Consider the following 18,971-nt stretch of genomic DNA (forward strand, 5'->3'; position numbering starts at 1 on the left):
GCGAGTCACGCGGGAGCGCAACGACATCGAACCTTCCAAGCTGGGCCGCCCGTAATGGCGCGTGATACTCACGGCGATAACGAAATGGCGTTGAACGGTCAGACTGTAGCGTGCGCAGGAAGAAGCGCCCTGCCTCTGTGCGGTAGAACTCGCTTCTGGAACGATTTCTCAATATATCCGAAGCTAGCCGAGCCTGCAGCGTCTTCTGCTGCGTCCGCCCATAGAGCCCGCTCGGCATTAGCTGAAGGTGATGGGCGGTACGCAGTATTTGGCGCGCGCTGAGGGGCTGCCTCGAATGCCTGAGGACATCTCGAGCGATATCGAGGTAACGGTCCATTAGGCCACGTCACGCGCACTCCGCCCGAACATAATGTTCCTCTAGACGATTGCCGACAAGGCTGCAATGTAGATATCCTCCCGTGACAGGGATAGATAGTCGACGTCTACCATGTACAACTCCTATCTTACCGGAGCGCTAATAAGCGGTCGTTCCGCCTTCAACAGCAAATCTGAGCGCTTTAAGGCATGATCGGCGGCGATGCGAGACGGTAGGAACGACAACGTCAGTCTGTGAAGGGCGCAGGAGCCTCGAGTGCTGCAAGATGGACGAGTTATCGTACGAGGCTTATGTGAAAGTCACAATTTATCGCAAAACGGCCCAATGTCGGTTGCAAGCTAACCGGAGCGAACGACAGCAGTTGGGCTGATCAACAGCGCCGCCGATACGTGGCGATTGTGCGCGAAGCTCCCAGACTAACTAGCTGGAAGGCGACAGGAAGGCGCGCATCTCCTACCGAAAGTGGACAGGCAGAGTTTCCCTTCCTTGGGCTGTGCAATCATCCTTGGCAAACCAGTCTATGTCAGGAAGGGCATTACAGATTGATATCATCAGTGATCGCCGGTCTGCCGTCATTTTCAGTCAATAACTGCTTTGATCTCTGCGATTCGAGCCGATGTCATGCCGACCGCCGCGGCCAGCTTCGGCCACTGATCGACAGCTGCGGCCACTTCTTCGAGGATCGTCTCTAGCCGCTTTGCCGGCAGTCCTGCCGACTCACCTTCGGCCAACACATGCACCCTGGTGGGCCTGCGGCCCTCACCGCCGACCGCGAGGTAATGCTCGCCGCTTGGACCGGGCGAAAACGTCAAGTCGAACGCCGGCGCCAGTCGCCACTCGCCGTCGGCGTTCATCAAAAACGCGTGATTGCGGGCGTGGTCATCGCGGTTATGCGCGATTACGTTGAACGCCATCCGGCGGAACGTAGCTTCGACCTCGCGGACGTCGCGGGTCAGATACTGGGTGGCGCGGAGGTACTCACGGTAGCTCACCGACGCGCCGTCTGGATCGGCCTCGAGCAAGCCGGCCAGCGAGTGCAGGTGAAGCGGTCCGTCGACATCCCGGTCGAATCGCTGGCTGGCGAAGTGTCCGGGCCCTGTGCGTGACGGCAGCAGTCGCCAGGGTGCGACCTCGATGCCGGCGGCGCTGGCCATCGCGTTGTAGGCCGCTTCGAGCGCGCCGATGTCTTCGGGATCGCCGGGCGCACGGAACTTGACCAACCAAGGCGCCAGCCCGGGGGCATGCGCTGTGGCTAGGCTGGCGTCGTCTTTACCCAGCCATACCTGCGCCTTGGGCCGAGCGCCGCCGGCGCTACCGCCGAGACGCTGCAGGGCGCCAAGCATATCGGATGGCTCGCCAGCGATCACCGCTAGAGCCTCAGCCTGAAGGCGGTCAAGGTCCGGCATCGACAACTCATCGTCGGCCATGTCATCGGCTGGCACAAAGCGGAGCGCGCCGAACCCGCCCTCGCCGACCAGCGCCAGCCGATCGAGCGGTGTCAGCGCCCCGGGATCGCGCCCGACGCTTCGCAGACGGCGGTCGAGCATTAAGCGGCCGTAACTCTCGGGCAAGCTGTCGGCGAACACGCCGAACATCCCGGCGAACGGGTCACGCGGTGCGGTTTGGACCCCGGGCTTCAGCGGCAGGCGAAGCGGCGACAGCGGTAGCCCTGCGGCGAGGAACTCAGGCGCATACTCGAACAGCGCCCGCCGGTCGCGCCAAGCGAGACGACCGACCTTCAATTGGCGCGCGCCGATGTCGAGACGAACGTCGAGCAGCGCGGTCATAAGCGGCGACCACGCTGACGCGGCTTGCCGGAGGTGATTAGTTCGTCGAGGCTCGCCACCGGCGGCGGCGCAAACAGCGTTGCGATGTCCGCGTCGCGCCCGAGCGCCTGCGCCAGTCTGATCAGGCTCTCAAGCGCGATCTGTCCAGTCGTCTCGAACCGCCGTAGCGAGGCGAGCGTGACACCGGACCGAGCGGCAAGCCCGGCCTGAGTCAGATCGGCATCGAGCCGAACCGATCGAAGCCGGGCCGCCACCCCGTCAGCAAGCTCTTGAATAGTCTCAATCATGCTGACTTCTTAGCAGTTATCGGGCGGACTGGCACCCTGCTGCTGTTATTTTGGCAGTTATTGGAGTTGCAGTGCTGGTGCCTTGCACAAGGCTGTCCCATAGTACGCTGCTGACCAGCTCCGCCGCGTCGAGCGCCGGTTGGTCAGCAAGGTGCATATAGCGCTGCACATTGTCGGTGCCGCTATGCCCAAGCATCTTGCCAATCATCGCGGCGTTTTCCTTTTCGATCGCCGCGTGACTGGCGAACGTATGCCGGAGATCGTGCAGCCGCAGCGGCGTGATCCGGGCATGCGGCAGGACAATCTTGTGCCAGAACGTCAGCAGATCGCTGATCGGCACTCGTCGTCGGCTGGGGCTCGGGAACACGTACGGATGACCGGGCTGTCGCGGGATCAGCGCGAGCGCATCCCTTGCCGCCTGACCTAGCTCGACGACGCGAGGCCCGGTCTTACTGTCGCGCAAGGTCATCAGCCGCCCGGTGATGTCGTTGCAGCGCAGCTTGAGGATCTCCTGCTTGCGACAGCCGGTGTAGATCAGCATCCGGACCGCCCCGACCTGGATCGGATACTCCGCCTGAAGCTGGTCGAGCGAGCGTCCGAGCCGGGCCAACTCCTCGTCGGGCAAGTAGCGCCGGTAGACTTTCCCGGCGTTACGCTTGATCGCGAGACACGGGTTGGAATGATGCGGAACCGTGCCCCATTCCTCCGCCGTGGCGAACATGCTGCGCAGAATGTCGAGGGCACGGTTCGCGGCTCCGGGTCGCTTTCGGCTTAACCCCGAGAACCACTCGAAGACGCTCGCCTCGTCGATCTGATCGAGGAAGCGCCGCCCGAACGTCGGACCAAGATGGGTCCGCCAGTAGCTGTCGTACGCCTTGATCGTCCCCGGCTTCCAGCGGAGCACACCGACGCGCCGATAGAGGTCGGCGAACGCCGTACACATCGGTGCGGCCAGCGCGTCGCGCTTGCGCGCGAGCGGATCGCGGCGGACCTTCGCTTCGAGGATGAGAAGCTGAGCCGCGCCGCGCGCCTGATGCTCGGTGACGACCGCGCGGTTGCCGAGGCTGATCCTCCGCACCACCCCCTTGATGCGGGTAAAGACGATCCACGTCTGCCGCCCGCTGGGCAGGCAGCGCAGTCCGAACCCGGGCAGCGTCATGTCCCACTCGACACGGTCGTGCCCGATAAGCGGGACTAGCTCGCGATCGGCGAACTGCGGGCCACCGGCACGCTTGCGCGGCGCGCTACCGGCCGTTGGGGTTGCGAGCCCGTTCACTGGGCGTCCCCCTCGGTGACAAAACCGGTGGCGCGGGCAAGGTGGGCCGATACACGTCCCACCGCCTCCCGGACGCTGCTGTCGCTCAGGTGCGTATAGCGGTCGGTCGTCTCGAACAGCGAGTGGCCGAGCATCTTGGCGATGGCCGGCTGCGACACGCGCATCATGGCGGCATGACTGGCGAAGGTATGTCGGAGATCGTGGAGGCGGACGTCAGCCAGCCCGGCGGAAATGCGGATACGATTCCAGGTATAATAATCGACTACAGCGTGCGCTCTGACGTGCTGATGGGGGAAGACGAAGTCGTCGTCCCCTCGCGGCAACGTCGCCAGAAGCTCCCTGACGGGTCGACCGAGGTAGACCGTCCGCGGCCCGGTCTTGGACTCAGCCAAATGAGCAAAACTGTCGTCGAGATACGACCACCGCAGCGACTCGATCTCGCGCTTGCGCGCGCCGGTCAGCAACAACAACCGAATGATCGCGCACTGCTGCGGATACTTGCCTTCCGCTCGTCGCAGCGCCGCACCAAGGGCGCGGACCTCGGCAAGGCTGAGATACCGCTCCATCCGCTGTGTGCGGAAGCGGGTAAACCGCGTGCACGGGTTCGATTGCCGTGGCCGTAGTCCCATCATCTCCGCCGTCGCCATCATCACCGAAAGTACCGGCAGCGTGCGGTTGGCCGTGCCGGGCCGGTCGCCCATGGCTGCATGCCATTTTCGCACCATCGCCCGGGTAATCTCGGCGAGGTCGATCTTGCCGAACTCGGGCAGGATGACCCGGTCGATTGCCTTCCGATTTGACGCCTGTGTCGTTGGCGCCCAGCGATGGGCGTGCGCCTCCCAGAAGCGATCGGCGAAGACCGCGAAGGTCATCGTCGGCGCCGGCTGTGGCAGGTTGAACGGATCGACCACGCCGAGCCCGACCTTGACTGTGCTCAGGATCTGCCGCGCCTTGCGTCGTGCCGTCCGCGGATCGAGGTCCGCGACCGAGCCGATGACCCGGCGCCGGGTCTGGCCACGCTCGCGATACTGGACGAAATAAACTTGGCGTCCGGTAGCCGAGGCTCGTATCCCGAAGCCCTTCAGGATCGGGTCCCAGTGGAACGTATCAGCTGACTTTTCCGACCGCGCGGTGGGTTGTCTCGCATCCACCACGTGATCGCGTTTGACAGTCAGCTTGCCGAGCCTCAGCGGTGGGCGATCAGGTCCAAAATCCGGGCTGCGATCGGAAGCGGATTGGTCGCCTGCCGTAACGCGAATCGGCCTCTGCAGCCGGTTGCGTAAGTCGTCCACCAACTTGCGCTTATGCGATTGATTTCCTTGATTGTTTCCGTCTTTGCCATTATTCCGTGACATGCTAGTTCTCCCATAAGGCATTGATCTTATGGCTCTTTGCAGCCGCAGGTTGCGTAGGGTGTGCTGTCAATATAGAACAAAATCCGCCTGTTTTCGGCCCACGGGGCCGTCACTAGATAGCGAAGAAATACTTCCAGATGAGTGACTTAGCCTAGCGCAGCGGCGGACCCTCCCTCAATCCTCTAAACGTAGCTCAGTCGCTTGATCCTGTTGCGTTCCTACTCTGTACCGAAACGGGTACCAAATAGCCAGCAAGATGGCGCATATTGCGCAGTCGCGATCACAGCCGTTGAGCGCTTATTGGCGTCTATCGATAAGCTTCGCTCCCAGCGATGCATTCATGTATTCGCGCGCATTTCGTCGGGTTCGATGCGGTTCTAAAGCCGCGTTCGGAGCCCCGTCCCGGATACGCGCTGACGGTCAAAAATCTGTTTGGCGACAGGAGCCGGTGCCGCCAGATTCGAGCACGCGAAAGGCAGCAATCCGCGACCGCAAGTCCGCTCTCCACGGCCGCTCCTCAGCCAGGGGTTATCTGCTTCGCCCAAGCCAAAGGGCAGCTTCTGCAAGCCTTCGCGAGACACGCTATTCCGGCGTCTTGTCGCCACTTCGACTCGTCCGATCCGCATCGTCTCGAGCGGGGCATCTTCGGGCCTGAGGACGGCTCCGCGCGGGCTCCGCGGCGGTCAGAAACGGTCGACGAAACTTGGCACGTTGAGTCCAGTTTGGCTGCTTCCTGCGGATCACTCGGCGATGGAAATGCATTTGTCACAGGCCGCTTAGACGCCGGTGCTGGACAGGCCTCGAACGGGCCGCATTCCGGCCGCCGATGCGAGTTACGAGGCGCCACGACACACAGCAAATGGATCGACTCAGCCGACCACTTTCGGTGTCGGAAATGCGTGCCAGGAGCAAGCGGGAGCACGCCTAAATAGGCGGGTCTCGGAACCACCTCAGATGCCTCCACCAGCACGCATCGATACAGCAAAAGCTGCCGCAAAAAAGCGAAGGCTTGCACGCCGCGCGGCGAGGCTTAACCGTCGAAACGCTCGGCCTATTCGAAGGCGAGAACCTGAGCCTTTGCTGCGGCCTGCTCGGCTTTCGAAGGCGGCAAGGTGGCGCGGATTTGGGCAGCCGCTTCGCCCTCCCAGCGCAGGATCATGGCGAGCGTAATCGGGAGCTTTGGACGGCTGCGCCGCCAGCCGTCGGCCGCGCTCCGGACAAGCGGCCAGGTGCCGGGTCGGGAGTAGAGTCGCAGCGCTGCGATCTCCTCCGGCAGGGCTGCACGCGTATGCATCCGGTACATGATCCGGTCGATGATCGGTCCCGACAGCAGGATCATCAGCGAGGCCATGATCATCACAGCCGCGACCACAAGCGAGGTAGCGACGCCGGCCGATATTGCAGCGAGTGAGGCGACGGTCACCGTCCCCGCGAAGGCGGTCATCCAGCGTGGTGGCGAAGCCCACGGAGACCTCCGTTCGACGGCAACGTCTAAGGCGATCCGCAGCCGCGTGGGCCAGTTCACCTTGGGCCGCTGAGACGAGGATTTCGTCATAGTGTGGCACCTGTTCCAAGCGCAGTTTCGGGCTTTATCATGATCGCAATCTTGCCAACATCCACCTCTTCAAACAAGGCCGCGGGCGGCGACGCGCGCGACGCGATACGCCGATGTTTACTGGTCCAACCGCGCCAGCATCGCCGAGACGGCATCTGGCTCCATAACGCCGATAGGGATGTGGTTGGTCTGCAATACGCCGCCAATATCCGACCGGTTCGATGCGTCGGCTCGCAGGCACTTAATCGTCGTCGCCTTTTTGCCTAACGCTTCGAGGAACGCGAACGAGGACTCTGCCCGCGTCGCAGGAAGTTTGGCGAGCGCCGACACGGCTTCCTCGATCTCGACGGCGTTCAAACGGCCCGCTCGATGTCGGTTTGCGAGAAGTCCTGGCCTTTGAACAGCAGCGGCTCGCCCGTGGCCTTGGCGAGCGCATAGGAGAAGCAATCGCCGAAGTTGAGCCCGGCGGGATGCCGTCCCTTGCCGAAGCGCCGGAAGGCGTCGATCGCAAGGTCGGCATGGTCGGCCGAGACAGGCACGGTCTCGACCCTGAGTGTGTCCAGCAGGGCCTGCAATTGTTCGAGCCCGGCCTCTCCCGCCCGCCCGAGCGCGACGATACCGACCTCGACGCGAGTCGATGCGCTGAGTAAGCGGCTCGCCGCCAGTTTGATCGCCTTCCGGAAGTCCTGCTCCTCCGGCTCGCGGCGAAGGATCGCCATCAGCGCTGAACTGTCGATGACCATCAGGACGGCAGGCCATGTTCGTCGTAGCCAAGGATATCGTCGTCGGTTCGGTGATCGAGCACCGGCAGCGCGTTGAACCGCTCGATGATCGCGTCGATTGCCGCATCGTCCCACGGCCGTTCACCGCGTTTGAGCTGCTCGTCACGCAGCCGCAGCCGGAGCGCACCACGCACCGCCTCGGTCAGCGTTTCGCCGGTCAAGCTCGCTACCTGCCGCGCGAGACTATCGGTCTCTCGATCCTTCAGGCTCAACGCCATCACCGCCTCACAATCTAGAAATAAGCCCTCGTTATATACTCTTGTCTGATGATCGTGCCTACTGCCCTTTTCGGGGCCGGAAGCCGCCTGTCCGCTTCCTGGCACGAAACACAGCATAGCTGCCGTTCGACAAATCAAGGATCCGATGCCGGCTACCGCCCCAAATGCGGCCGTTGCGCGGAACGCTCGCACCTAACTGCGATAGTTCAGCCGTTGAGAAGCAGTCCGGATAGCACACCTTATTTCAGGCAGCCCAGATCGAAGTTTGGTCGAATCTAGACCGATCGCTTCGGAGTTGCAGCGCGCGACAGGCGGCCGTTCGTTCACACCTGCACATTTCGTGCCCCTGCTCCGGAGCTGTCGAGGCGCAGGCAAAATTTAGTTGCCTAACGGCGTGACGCTAGCACCGCAAACGCTGACATCCGCCGATGCCAGCCCGCGCCGCATCGCGACCGTTCGCGCCGCGCTCAGACCATGGCCAGTCGAATATTGGGCTTCGTCGTTTGCGAGGTGGCCCGTCTTCAGCGTATCCAATGCCTGAAGCACCCGCGGCAATTGCCGGTCGATATCTGGCACCGTGAAAAGAGGGCCGCCGCCTCCGGCTATCCGGCGAGCGTTGGCTCGTCCCAGCCACCAGCCAGCGGCACAATCGGCCTGCTGCTCACGATCCGACCCAAGAGGTTGGGCGATCCCGCGTCGCTTCTCGTTCAAATACTGAACGTGGTGAGCGACTTCGTGGGCAATAATCAATGCGATCACGGCGTCGGCGTCCCTACCGAGGAAGCGTTCGATGTCTGTCAACTCGCCGAGGTCGATCGCGACGCCAATACCGCGAAGATAGCTGAAGCCACGGGCCGGATGGTGGCGAGGTGGCTGCAGATAAATGGTACGCGGCGCGGCGTAGGCGTGGCCGGTCGTGGCGAAGACGGCGGACCATTCCTCGGACGTCGAATTTATGATTGTCGATGCGAGGATCGACCCTTGTTCGGCTTCGGGCTGCGGCGGATCGGCCGTGACGTGCATCGCCACGACAAGCATAAGCGCCGCCAGTCCAGACGGGCGCGCAGCAGGGATCTCAAGCTTTAGCATAGCTATAGAGCCTCACCTTGACCGACGGCAGTTGTTAAACTGCGCACGACACGCGCTACTTGCCTGCGACATCGATCCCATACCCTACACCACGCCGGTCGAAAGCCCGCAGTTGAACGGCAAGGCTAGGCGTTCGTCAGCGCACTTAAGCGCGACTATGCCTGTGTCAACCTAGCTGTTCGGAATTAGTGATTGTGACTCGGCATACTATCGTGAGGATGTCCTGCGCTGCCTGAGTCACTTATGAGATTCAGTGTCGTATACCTTACGCCGTTCGTCGCTTCGATTGCGTCGGCAAGTGCTCGTACCGCTGCAACGGTTCCTTTAAGCATTGTCGATTCAAGGCAGTTGTCGTGATCGAGATGGACATGTGTCGTTGCGACGACCAGGTCATGGTGTGCGTGCTGCAGTTCGGTGAGGCGTCGCGACAGCGTTGCTCGATGATGGTCGTAGACATAACTGAGGTTTGCCACGCAGGAGCCGTCGACCGTCGCGTTCAGACGCCGAGTGTCCACCGCCCGACGAACAAGATCGCGAATGGCCTCCGACCGGCTCGCGTAACCCTGTTCAACAACAATTGCATCGAATGCGGCTGTCTCATTTTCGTCGAGCGAAACCGTCACACGCTGCATTTTGTGTTCCCGGGTAAATTGCAAAATTAACACTAGCCGATTGTTTTCGCGCTGTCTCAGCGACCAAGCCGCATCCCTAACAGATCGCCATGCGTAAAGCGTGTAAGCAGATCGTCGGTCTGTTTCCTACCGGAAGGGCTACGATGGTCTGTCTGCGCGCGATGCTTCTTGGCACGACGCTCCTTGCCGCTGCCGCTCAAGCTAGTGCCGAAGCTGTCGACGTGCCGGTCGATGCGGCGGCCGCGACGCCGGGGCCCGAGATCATCGTTACCGGGCGCGCGGCAAACCTTATTGGGATTGCCGATTCTGCATCCGAGGGGACAATCGGAAAGATCGACCTCGAAAATCGTCCTATTCAGCGGATCGGCGAACTGCTCGAAGTCATCCCAGGTTTCATCGCTACGCAGCATTCGGGCGGCGGCAAGGCCAACCAATATTTCCTGCGCGGCTTCAACCTCGATCACGGCACCGACTTCGCCCAGTTCATCGACGGTGTGCCTGTCAACATGCGGACGCACGCGCACGGACAGGGCTTCACTGACATCAATTTCATCATCCCGGAATTCGTTGATTCTATCGACTACGCCAAGGGGCCCTACCGGGCGGATGTCGGCGATTTTCTTACTGCAGGTTCGGCGAAGTTTAAGACGATCGATACCGCTGCTCCGTTCGTGACAGGCACCGGCAGCGTCGACGGCGACTATCTTCGACTGCTCGCTGGAGGATCGCGCAAGCTCGGCGCAGGCGATCTCTTCCTTGGAGGTGAGTTCCGCTATGATAACGGGCCGTACGATATTCCCGGCAATCTTAAAGCGTTCAACATTCTGACGAAGTGGACGGGGCCGGTCGGCGATGGCGTTCTGCGGGCGAGCTTCGACGCGTACCACGTCGACTTCCGGTCGGCCGAGCAGGTGCCGGAGCGCGCGATCGATTCCGGGCTAATCGACCGGCTCGGTTTTCTCGACCCGTATCTCGGCGGCAAGACCACCCGGATCGGCGCATCGGTTAACTGGACGCAGGACGGCGCAACGCCGATTACAGCGTTGGCCTACGCGCATTATTATAAATTCAAGCTAATCTCGAACTTCACGTATTTCCTCGATGATCCAGTCCACGGCGACGAGTTCGAACAGCGCGACAGCCGCTTCGTGCTTGGCGGCAAGGTCGATAAGCGGTTTGCCTTTGATTTGGGCGTGCCGGTTGAATTACTCGTTGGCGCAGAAACTCGAAATGATTTGATCGCACCTGTCGGGCTGTACCACAGCGAATTTGGTCAGATCACCTCGACCGTTCGACAGGATCGGGTGGACGAGGAGTCCGTCGGCGCATTCGCCGAAGCGACGATCCATCCGCTATCAAATGTCCGCGTGATCCTTGGTCTGCGCGGCGACGGATACGCCTTCCAGGTCCGATCGAGCATCGCGGCGAACTCGGGACATGCCACGGCCGGCATTGTTAGCCCGAAGGCCGCGATCGCCTGGACACCGATCAAGCAGGTCGAGGTCTATGCCAACTACGGCGAAGGCTTCCATTCGAATGATGGACGCGGCACGACGATCACAATCAATCCGCAGGATGGCTCGCCGGCGGGGAAAGTTGATGCGTTGGTCAAAGCGCGTGGCTACGAGGTTGGCGTTCGTACGCGCCCGATCGACGGCCTTACTCTGACCGCGACTTACTGGTCATTACATCTCAACTCCGAACTGCAATATGACGGCGATCAGGGCGAAACCAGTCCGAATGGGCCGTCGCAGCGTCACGGCTACGAACTCAGCTCCTTCTACAAGCCAGCTGACTGGCTGACGGTCGACGCTCAATATACTCGTTCGTTTGCACGTTCGACCGATCTGCCGCCCGGTCAGGACCACATTGTAAACGCGCTCGAAAGCGTCGTTTCGGCTGGCGTAGTCGCTAAGTATCAACGTGCGTCGGCGGCGATCCGTGTTCGCCACTTCGGTCCCTATCCGATCATCGAGGATAACAGCGTCCGCGCCCGTCCATTGACCGTGGTAAATGCGCGAGTAGGCTATGACTTGGGTCGGATCGAGCTAGCGGCGGATTTACTCAATGCGTTCGACGCGCATGATTACGAGATTGAATATTATTACGTTTCGCGGCTTGCCGGTGAACCGCTCGCCGGGGTCGCCGACCGCCACGTCAAGCCAATCGAGCCTCGGCAGCTGCGCCTTTCAGCGACCGTTCACCTTTAGCTCTGATGCGACCAATACCTTTGCTAGGCGGTCGGACCTGGTTCAACCCCTCAATCGCCGCTGCCGCAGCTCCGATCCCGGGGCGGCCTAGGGCCGGTAGCTGCCTGTCTGCTGTCGGGGGAGTTTCTCCGGTGAGCCGACATTCGTTGATCTTGGTGATTGGACAAGTAGACCCAATCTCGGACGTGCAGGAACTCCCCGCGCTTTCTCAGAACCAGACATTCGTTCATGCGCTCACAGCATCTGGAACGCGCGTCGTTCCGCGGACGTGTTCGACCATCCCCGCCTTCGGGATCGCAATCATCTTATCGCGGCGCATGGTTCAACGTCCTCGTCCGCGCCCATTATCTGCCGGCGTCCTCCCGCCGCGGCCCGTACGACCGGACGCTGATCGACCGCATCGCCTGGGGCCGAATACGCTTGTATTTGGCGCGTAGCGAAAGTTCTGCAGGAAAATGCGATTTGGTTCGTCCGGCTTCTGGCGGGAGCCGCTGCGATCCACTCTGCCGCATCCACCATCTAGGGCATAAGCGATTGAGCGCTCTTCCTCATTTACCGTATTGGAGCTAAGGAAGCACCCGATGCAGGTCGAGAGCTCGTTCAGCATATCCGAGGCAGAGCGGGTTATCCGCGAGTTGGAGGGGCGTCGCACCGACACGGTACTGACGCTGCCGACCAGAAGCCGCGCAAACGTCGGAGGAGGCGAGCCGGCAGTGCTTCAAGCCGTTCTCACTTGGGCGTCGGCCCAATCGGTTGCAAGGATCCGAACGTACGCTAGAGATTCGGTTGACCAGCAGCTCGAAACCCTGACCAGCCACCTCGTGGGCACCTGTGCGGCCCTGTTATGCGACCGCGCTGACGGACTGGACCATCGAGATGTCACGGCAGAGGTACGCGAGCTAGCACTCGAACGACTTCACGGGCTTCAGGGCTCCACGCCGCGGAATTGGTCGCGCGGATCGCAGATCGAGATCCTGTGTGCCGATCACCTGGGCTGGTCGTCGCCGGAGACGCTCTACGCGACCTCGGACGCAGGCAATCGCCTTCTGTCACGCAAGGAGTTCGACCGGGTCGCGGAACTGATCCTCCAGCACACCGTACCAGACTACTTCCCCGCGCGTGAGGACCATGACCTGCGGATCGGCATAGCAGACGCACTCTATGAGCTATTCCGCAATACCGATGAATACGGCCGGGCCGACGAACACGGCAACAGTATCGGCCGCTCGATCCGCGGTTTGCACGCGCGCAGGCAGGCGATATCCCGCACGGGCCTCGCGAAGATGGTGGAGGCGTCGCGGCCGCTCGCGGACTACTGCGACCGGCTAGAGCCAAGGGGCAAGCGACGCGACATCCAGTTACTAGAGTTATCGGTATTTGACAGCGGTCCCGGCTACGCGCCGCATTGGCTTGGAAGACCGCTCGCGGACATCACGCGCGAAGAGGAACTCGAAGCAATCGAGACCTGCTTCGACAAGCATGCGACGCGTAAGGCTAACTCCACCGCGGGAATGGGACTGTCGACGGTGGTTGACATCCTCCGTCGGAGGAACGGCTTCATGCGCCTGCGCACCGGCCGCCAGTCGCTCTATGCCGACCTTGGACTCCAAGTGGACCAGACATATGGGGCGCCGCCGAAGCTCAGCCCGTGGCAAGATTTCCGCTTGGCGCCCGCCGCGGGTACACTGTTCACCTTCCTACTTCCGCTCTGAGCGATGTCGCCGATCCTCCTTGAGCGTTTCGACAAGGCGACGGACGCATTGACCGTCGACGTCTTGGTCGCATTCTGCTCGACCGCGGAACTCGACGTAAGGGCGCTCGCCGACACGGTCGAGGAGGAAATTGCCCGGGCGCTCGCTCCGGATGAGCTATTGGTCATTGTGCGCGCAACCTCCTTCGACGACGCTGTCGTCGCCATGCGTTCAGCGACACAAGGCGAAGCGCTGATCGAACGTCTGGCCGGTCGCTGCCGGATTGAGTTAATTGGCTACGACGCCGATGCCCAAGTGACCCGGCGGGAGGCGCTGGCTGAGGGCGGGCTGAAAAGCGGTGTCGCGCTCGACGAGATTTTGCGGCGCGGCGTCACCTCGATCTTCGCGCGTCGCGGCGGCTTCGTCGAAGCCAGCGAGAGTTACCACTTTGCGAATCCCTCCGGCGCGCACACAGACCGGTTCATTCGGCTGTCCAACATTCTGGTGCGGCAGGCGGAGATCGCCTTCGTCGCGGTCGCGGTGATGGCGCAAGTGGCAGCTGACGCCAGACACGCATACATTGACACCCCTGCACTGTATGCGGTCGTGTCGGCCTTGAACGAGCAATGGCGCACACTCGCCCCCGAACGGTCCCACTTGGTAGCCGACAATTTCAGCTCATACTTCGGCTTCGAAAACCACCGCTTCACCGACCCGGCGCGCTCCGTCGCGATCATATCCGCCTCGTCGAGCGGGAGCTTGGGTCGCAAGTTGGTCGAGCACAAGGGCTTCGATCCGAAGCGGATTGTGCACGTTCTCTACCTCGGGTCCAAGAAGGCGGATCCCGGCGTCGCGGTCGACCTCGGGCGCGACGAGACGACGAACCCCAACGGCTATTCAACCGAGCGCCGGACCTTCCTTGCGGACGACTGTGCCCTTTGCCGAGCCGATTCGATACCGATAACGCTAAAGGGTGACCAGTTCGACATCGCTGGACCGCAGCACAAGCCGCTGGTGATCACGAAGACCGACGCGCCAAAGACCTTGGAAATGGCAATGGTCCGGCTAGCCGGCAGCAAGGCTCTGCGCGTCTCGGCCGGCGCACGATTGTTCGATATTGATCCAGCAGCGCTCCTTGCGTCTGAGGCCTACCAAAAACGTCTAGAATACCTCCTGCGAAGGCAGGTGCCGGCCAGCGTGGCTACGGTAGTTCTCGTGGACTCCGGAGCACGTGCGATCGTTGAAACCATCGCTGCGGCCATAGGCACGCTGCCCGTTCCGGTTGACCGCGTGGACCTAGCGACGATGGCTGAAGCGCCCAATAAGCGGCACACGGGCGCCGTGTTGGTCGTAGCGTCCATAGTTGGCAGCGGTCGACTGCTCCTGGACGTCAGCAGAGACCTCAGAAACTTAGCGCCTGACGCGCCCATCGTTTACTTGGTCGGATTTGCAAAGGTTCAGGATCCCGAACGCAAGCGCATCTTCAACGCTTCGCTCGTGCAGTCGGGCAAGGCCGTCAACCACGTAATTGAGTACGTAGACGAACTGTTGCTTCCGGCGAACGTGGCCCGAAACTCCTGGGCGGAGGAACTCGGCTTCCTCCAGCGGAATAGGTCAAGCTGGGGCGCATCGTCCGCGCTGCTTACGGCTAGGCTGGAGCGACTTCGCGAGACGTCCAGACCGCTCCTCGACGATCTATTCCTGCCGGACGCCAAAGGAGCCGCTCTTCCGCTCCGCGAGGGGTTTGTGTTCTGGCCCCAAACTCTCCCAAGCCGCGGCACGCATAGTCAGGCCGATGTCTTTCTCACTATCTCGTCAGTCCTGCAGCAGCTAAGGACAGCACCTGTCTCCTCCGGAGCACAAGCAATCCGCACCAACTGGATGCAGCAGACGATCCTGTCGCCGGAGAACTTCGCCCGCTTCAACGACGGCATAATCCAGGCTAGCCTACTTCGCGCAGCTCGGCCGGCCGAGTTGGACTTCCGTGACGACGTCGTGGCCAGCGCGGATGCTGCGCGCATGATCAGGAGGATTGTCGAGAGTGCGGGGCGTCCGCGAGGCGAGGCCGCCGCAGAGTTCCTGCTTGCGATCGGCACGGGTCGCCTTCGGCTCTGCCCCGGAGATACCGAGCAGGTTCTCGCCGAGGTTCCCGACGCGCCCGACCTCGTCGCCGCCATGGTCACGATGTGTCGCGCCGAACGAGCGAGGCAGGCAACTCCAGCTCGCAGCCCGCGGCAAGCTGCGCGCTCGCGGCAGAGAACTCGAGCAGCGGCTTAGCCGGCCACTTGGCTTGATCGAGGCCGCTCTCCTACTGACCGCGAGGCGCTGGCGATCGACGTAGACTAGGGCATCAAGGGCGAGCAAGTCGTCGAGGCCATGACGCGGATCGCCGCCACGCGCGGGTCAGGCTGTCTAAAGCTGTGATGGTAGACGTTCACGCGAGGACGCAGCTGAGCCCCGTTAAAGTCAATCGGATCCATATTCCCGGTCCGGTTACCGCGCCGACAGGCGGCTCGGCAATTGCTGTCTCGTTCCTGTTTCAGACCAAAGAATAGGGACGTAACCAACGGTGCAGTCCTGTAGGCAGCTGCCTAGTGGCTGTTTGGCAGCGCAGACCCGCTTCCGGCCATTCAGCGCCGTCCGGGCGGCACCGGAATCCCTCCGCCCGTTCAGGTGAGAGCGTTGCCCGAACTGGAAGCGAGTACCAGAATCGCCAGCGCCAAGCTGAGATTACGCTCTTGCGAAAACGAGCTGGAAAGCGCGGGCTCGTGCAAGTCACTTCGTGCATGAGGCCTTCAGTCATTGACTACCCTGCCGCGTATTGTGGATCCTTGACGCTGGCGGCACTGTCAAAATGATCGATCGGAAGCGCGGCGATCAGTTTCAGTGCCTGAGCACCATAAGTAAGCGTCAGCTGATCTACGCAGCGATGGCGAGGGGCGCAGGCTTCCGCCAGTTCCACGGCATGAGCGGGTCGAGGTCGAGCTGGCTTCGGCCGCGGGTGAGCTGGTTGAGAACGTCGGTGAGCCAGGCTTCGGGATCGATGCCGTTGAGCCGGGCGGTCTCGAGGGCAGTGTAGATGATGGCGGCGCGGTCGCCGCCCTTGTCGGAGCCGAGGAACAGGAAGTTCTTGCGGGTGACGGCGATGCCGCGGAGCGCCCGCTCGGCGACATTGTTGTCGATGGCAAGGCGGCCGTCGGCGGTGAACCGGGCGAGCGCGTCCCAGCGTCCGAGGGCGTATTGCAGCGCTTTGGCAAGGTCATTCTTGCTAGACAGCCGCCGGCGCTCGGTCTCCATCCAGACCCGCAGATCGGCGAGCAGCGGCACCGTGCGCTCGGCGCGGATGGCATGGCGACGCGCGGGTGGCAGGCCGTTGATGTCGCGCTCGATGTCGTAGAGCGCGCCGATGCGGCGCAGCCCCTCGAACGCGATCGGCGACTGCGTCTTCTGATGGACGTCGTAGAGCTTGCGCCGGGCATGCGCCCAGCAGGCGGCATGGACGATCCGCTGAGCCCGTTGTCCAGGCGGCGCCTTCGACCGGGTCAGCGCCTCGTAGCCGGCATAGCCGTCGGCGTGGATATAGCCGGCAAAGTCGCTCAGGTGTCCGGCGGGCCGCTCGCCCTTGCGGTCCTGGCTGTACCGGTAGAGCGCTGCCGGCGGCCGATCGCCCGCCCATGGTCGTTCGTCGACGACATAGGTCCAGATGCGGCCGGTCTTGGTGCGTCGGTTGCCGGGTGCGAGGACGCCGATCGGAGTGCCGTCGGTAAAGATCACCGGTGCGGCCATGACCTGGCGGCCGATGGCCTCTGCGACCGGAGCCAGCCACCAGGCGGCGCGACCGACCCAGTCGCACAGAGTCGCCCGGTCGATATCGACGCCGCCGCGCGCGATGATCCCGGCCTGGCGGTAGAGCGGCAGGCCGTCGATATATTTACCGACGACGACGTTGGCGATCAGCGCCGGACCCGGGCGACCCTTCTCGATCGGCAGGTCGGGTGCCGGTGCCTGGATGATCGTCTCGCAACGTCGGCAGCTGAGGCGCGGCCGGATATGGCGGATGACCTTCAGCTGCGCCGGGATGCGTTCGAGGACCTCGGTCACATCCTCGCCGAGCCTCGACAGGCTGGTGCCGCCGCAGCACGGGCAGGCGTCGCCGGGATGGTGCAGGATCTCCTCGCGCGGCAGATGCGGCGGCAACGGCCGGCGCACCGGATGGCGGCGCTCACGTTCGCTTGCAGGCGTCACTGCTTCCGTTGCGATCCGCTCGGCTTCACCCTCCTCGAGGTCTTCGAGCAGCAGTTCGAACTGGGTGATCTCGGCGTTCAGCTTCTCTGAGGACCGCCCGAAGCTCATCCGGCGCAGGACGGCGAGCTGGGCCTTGAGCTGTTCAATGATCAGCTTGGCACCGGTCAGCTCACCCCGCGCGACCGCCAGCTCGGCCTTCAACCGGGCGACCTCGTCGGGGTCGGATACGGCGCTCGTCACGGGTCGATACTACACGGTCGCCGCTGCCGCTGCGACGACGATCAACCTCGGCGATGCTGTCCGAGTCACTATGCCGCGTCGGCGTCAGGCGGCGACTTCGGGTCGCCAACTCCGCTCGACGTTGCGCCAGTCGAAGCCCTCGAGCAGCATCGACAGCTCGGCCGCCGACAGCCGCACCGAGCCATCCTTCGCCGCCGGCCACAGGAAGCGGCCGCGCTCGAGGCGCTTGGCGAACAGGCACATGCCCTGTCCGTCCCACCAGATCGCCTTGACGAGGTCGCCGCGCTTGCCACGGAAGACGAACAGCGCACCGTCGTGTGGATCGCGGGCAAGTACCGTCTGCACCTGCGCCGCCAGCCCGTCGAAGCCGCGCCGCATATCGGTCCGCCCGCAAGCGAGATAGACCCGCGTCCCCGCCGGCAGCGCGATCACCGGCGAAGCACGTCGAGCACCCGCGCCAGCGCACCAGCATCGACGTCGCCGCCGAGGCGCAGCTTGGTGCCGCTGGGCAACTCGACCTCGATCGTGCCGGACAGCGTTCGATCAGGGACCGGCAACGCCGGCGGCGATCTTACGTCCGGAGCGGGCAACGCCACCGCTGCTGACTCGGCGACGACCTCGCACCGGATGAACCCGTCGGTGGCCGCGGTCAGCAGCTGCTTGCGCCACGTATACAGCAGACCCGTCGAGATGCCGTAGCGGCGCGCCACCTGGGTCGGCACCGCACCGGGCGCGCAGCTCTCCTGGACGATCGCCATCTTCTGTTGCGGATGCCAGCTGCGCCGCCGTTCCGGGCGCGGAGGGAGAGCCAGCCCCTCGCTGAGAGACGTCTTAAGGGTCTCGTACGACGTCTCATCATCCGCCACGCCAGTCTCCGCCAACCACAGCAGCGAAGACTCCCGCGGCAGCGCGATCACGACAAGGCGGGGATCAGCTGACGCTTACCACCATAACCGCATCTGGCGAGAAGCAAGCTAGCTGGGAAGGAGGGTCGTCCCGCAGCGCACGACCTGCATCATGCCGGCATGCATGTGGTAGTGGAATGCCCAGTCCCTTTGGCTGTGGACCTGCCACGTTGGCTAGACGCGCGGCCGCTCGCAAATGATGGTTGTTGTATGAGCGGACGCGAAAAACGGGTCTAAGATTAACCATCGGCTGATGCCGCAGGACTTATAGTCGGCCACTCCAGCGGCGGTTATCAGCGTCTTGGGAACGGCCGTTCATTCAGATGTGGTTGGCTACCCTTCGCCGGGCACGGTCTGATGGC

Annotated in this window: 16 protein-coding genes and 2 pseudogenes; 4 read left to right on the plus strand and 14 right to left on the minus strand. The window is 62.7% G+C overall.

From position 1 onward, the window contains the following. Positions 1-169: 169 nt before the first annotated feature. The 11 genes and pseudogenes from KZX46_RS23555 to nikR all read right to left on the minus strand — a co-directional run. A pseudogene (locus KZX46_RS23555) lies at positions 170-337 on the minus strand (hypothetical protein); the annotation flags it as partial. A gap of 578 nt (positions 338-915) precedes the next feature. Next, positions 916-2,124, minus strand: a complete 1,209-nt coding sequence (locus KZX46_RS21630; RefSeq protein WP_219777359.1) for a type II toxin-antitoxin system HipA family toxin — start codon at positions 2,122-2,124, stop codon at positions 916-918. Then, the gene (locus KZX46_RS21635) at positions 2,121-2,411 is read right to left on the minus strand and encodes a helix-turn-helix domain-containing protein (protein WP_219777360.1); all 291 of its coding nucleotides are present in this window, start codon (positions 2,409-2,411) and stop codon (positions 2,121-2,123) included. The genes KZX46_RS21630 and KZX46_RS21635 overlap by 4 nt, the downstream gene beginning before the upstream one ends. 16 nt (positions 2,412-2,427) lie before the next feature. After that, on the minus strand, positions 2,428-3,687 hold the full coding sequence (locus tag KZX46_RS21640) for a tyrosine-type recombinase/integrase (protein ID WP_219777361.1): 1,260 nt from the start codon (positions 3,685-3,687) through the stop codon (positions 2,428-2,430). Then, positions 3,684-5,063 carry a site-specific integrase gene (locus KZX46_RS21645; RefSeq protein ID WP_219777362.1) on the minus strand — a complete coding sequence of 460 codons (1,380 nt, stop codon included), beginning with the start codon at positions 5,061-5,063 and terminating at the stop codon, positions 3,684-3,686. Before KZX46_RS21645 ends, KZX46_RS21640 begins: the two co-directional genes overlap by 4 nt. Positions 5,064-6,093: 1,030 nt before the next feature. Beyond that, positions 6,094-6,486, minus strand: a complete 393-nt coding sequence (locus KZX46_RS21650; protein ID WP_219777363.1) for a hypothetical protein — start codon at positions 6,484-6,486, stop codon at positions 6,094-6,096. A gap of 228 nt (positions 6,487-6,714) precedes the next feature. After that, on the minus strand, positions 6,715-6,954 hold the full coding sequence (locus KZX46_RS21655) for a hypothetical protein (protein ID WP_219777364.1): 240 nt from the start codon (positions 6,952-6,954) through the stop codon (positions 6,715-6,717). Beyond that, positions 6,951-7,340, minus strand: coding sequence for a type II toxin-antitoxin system VapC family toxin (locus tag KZX46_RS21660; RefSeq protein WP_219777365.1), 390 nt, complete (start codon positions 7,338-7,340; stop codon positions 6,951-6,953). The genes KZX46_RS21655 and KZX46_RS21660 overlap by 4 nt, the downstream gene beginning before the upstream one ends. Beyond that, positions 7,340-7,597 (minus strand): type II toxin-antitoxin system VapB family antitoxin, encoded by a 258-nt coding sequence (locus KZX46_RS21665; protein WP_219777366.1) that lies wholly within the window; start codon positions 7,595-7,597, stop codon positions 7,340-7,342. The genes KZX46_RS21660 and KZX46_RS21665 overlap by 1 nt, the downstream gene beginning before the upstream one ends. 378 nt (positions 7,598-7,975) lie before the next feature. Beyond that, a complete protein-coding gene (locus KZX46_RS21670) occupies positions 7,976-8,635 on the minus strand; it encodes a neutral zinc metallopeptidase (RefSeq protein ID WP_219777367.1) in 660 nt (219 codons plus the stop codon). A 236-nt stretch (positions 8,636-8,871) separates the two neighbouring features. Then, positions 8,872-9,318, minus strand: a complete 447-nt coding sequence (gene nikR / locus KZX46_RS21675) for a nickel-responsive transcriptional regulator NikR (RefSeq protein WP_219777368.1) — start codon at positions 9,316-9,318, stop codon at positions 8,872-8,874. Between the two features lie 161 nt (positions 9,319-9,479). On the opposite strand from nikR, the pseudogene KZX46_RS23560 reads away from it, so the two are divergent. The 4 genes and pseudogenes from KZX46_RS23560 to KZX46_RS21690 all read left to right on the plus strand — a co-directional run. Then, positions 9,480-9,890: pseudogene (locus KZX46_RS23560) on the plus strand (TonB-dependent receptor plug domain-containing protein); the annotation flags it as partial. Positions 9,891-10,229: 339 nt separating this feature from the next. Further along, positions 10,230-11,528 carry a TonB-dependent receptor gene (locus KZX46_RS23290; RefSeq protein WP_255615654.1) on the plus strand — a complete coding sequence of 433 codons (1,299 nt, stop codon included), beginning with the start codon at positions 10,230-10,232 and terminating at the stop codon, positions 11,526-11,528. A gap of 581 nt (positions 11,529-12,109) precedes the next feature. Beyond that, the gene (locus tag KZX46_RS21685) at positions 12,110-13,240 is read left to right on the plus strand and encodes a hypothetical protein (protein WP_219777370.1); all 1,131 of its coding nucleotides are present in this window, start codon (positions 12,110-12,112) and stop codon (positions 13,238-13,240) included. 3 nt (positions 13,241-13,243) lie between these two features. Then, entirely contained in the window at positions 13,244-15,496 is a 2,253-nt protein-coding gene (locus tag KZX46_RS21690) for a hypothetical protein (protein ID WP_219777371.1), read from the plus strand. A gap of 642 nt (positions 15,497-16,138) precedes the next feature. Here KZX46_RS21690 and KZX46_RS21695 read toward each other — a convergent pair. The 3 genes from KZX46_RS21695 to KZX46_RS21705 all read right to left on the minus strand — a co-directional run bounded on the left by KZX46_RS21695 (position 16,139) and on the right by KZX46_RS21705 (position 18,570). Continuing rightward, entirely contained in the window at positions 16,139-17,704 is a 1,566-nt protein-coding gene (locus KZX46_RS21695) for an IS66 family transposase (protein WP_219777372.1), read from the minus strand. Positions 17,705-17,788: 84 nt separating this feature from the next. After that, a complete protein-coding gene (tnpB, locus tag KZX46_RS21700) occupies positions 17,789-18,136 on the minus strand; it encodes an IS66 family insertion sequence element accessory protein TnpB (protein ID WP_219777373.1) in 348 nt (115 codons plus the stop codon). Further along, the gene (locus KZX46_RS21705; protein ID WP_219777374.1) at positions 18,133-18,570 is read right to left on the minus strand and encodes a transposase; all 438 of its coding nucleotides are present in this window, start codon (positions 18,568-18,570) and stop codon (positions 18,133-18,135) included. The genes tnpB and KZX46_RS21705 overlap by 4 nt, the downstream gene beginning before the upstream one ends. Positions 18,571-18,971 lie beyond the last annotated feature (401 nt).

Source organism: Polymorphobacter sp. PAMC 29334, assembly GCF_019431245.1.
Classification (GTDB): domain Bacteria; phylum Pseudomonadota; class Alphaproteobacteria; order Sphingomonadales; family Sphingomonadaceae; genus Polymorphobacter_B; species Polymorphobacter_B megasporae.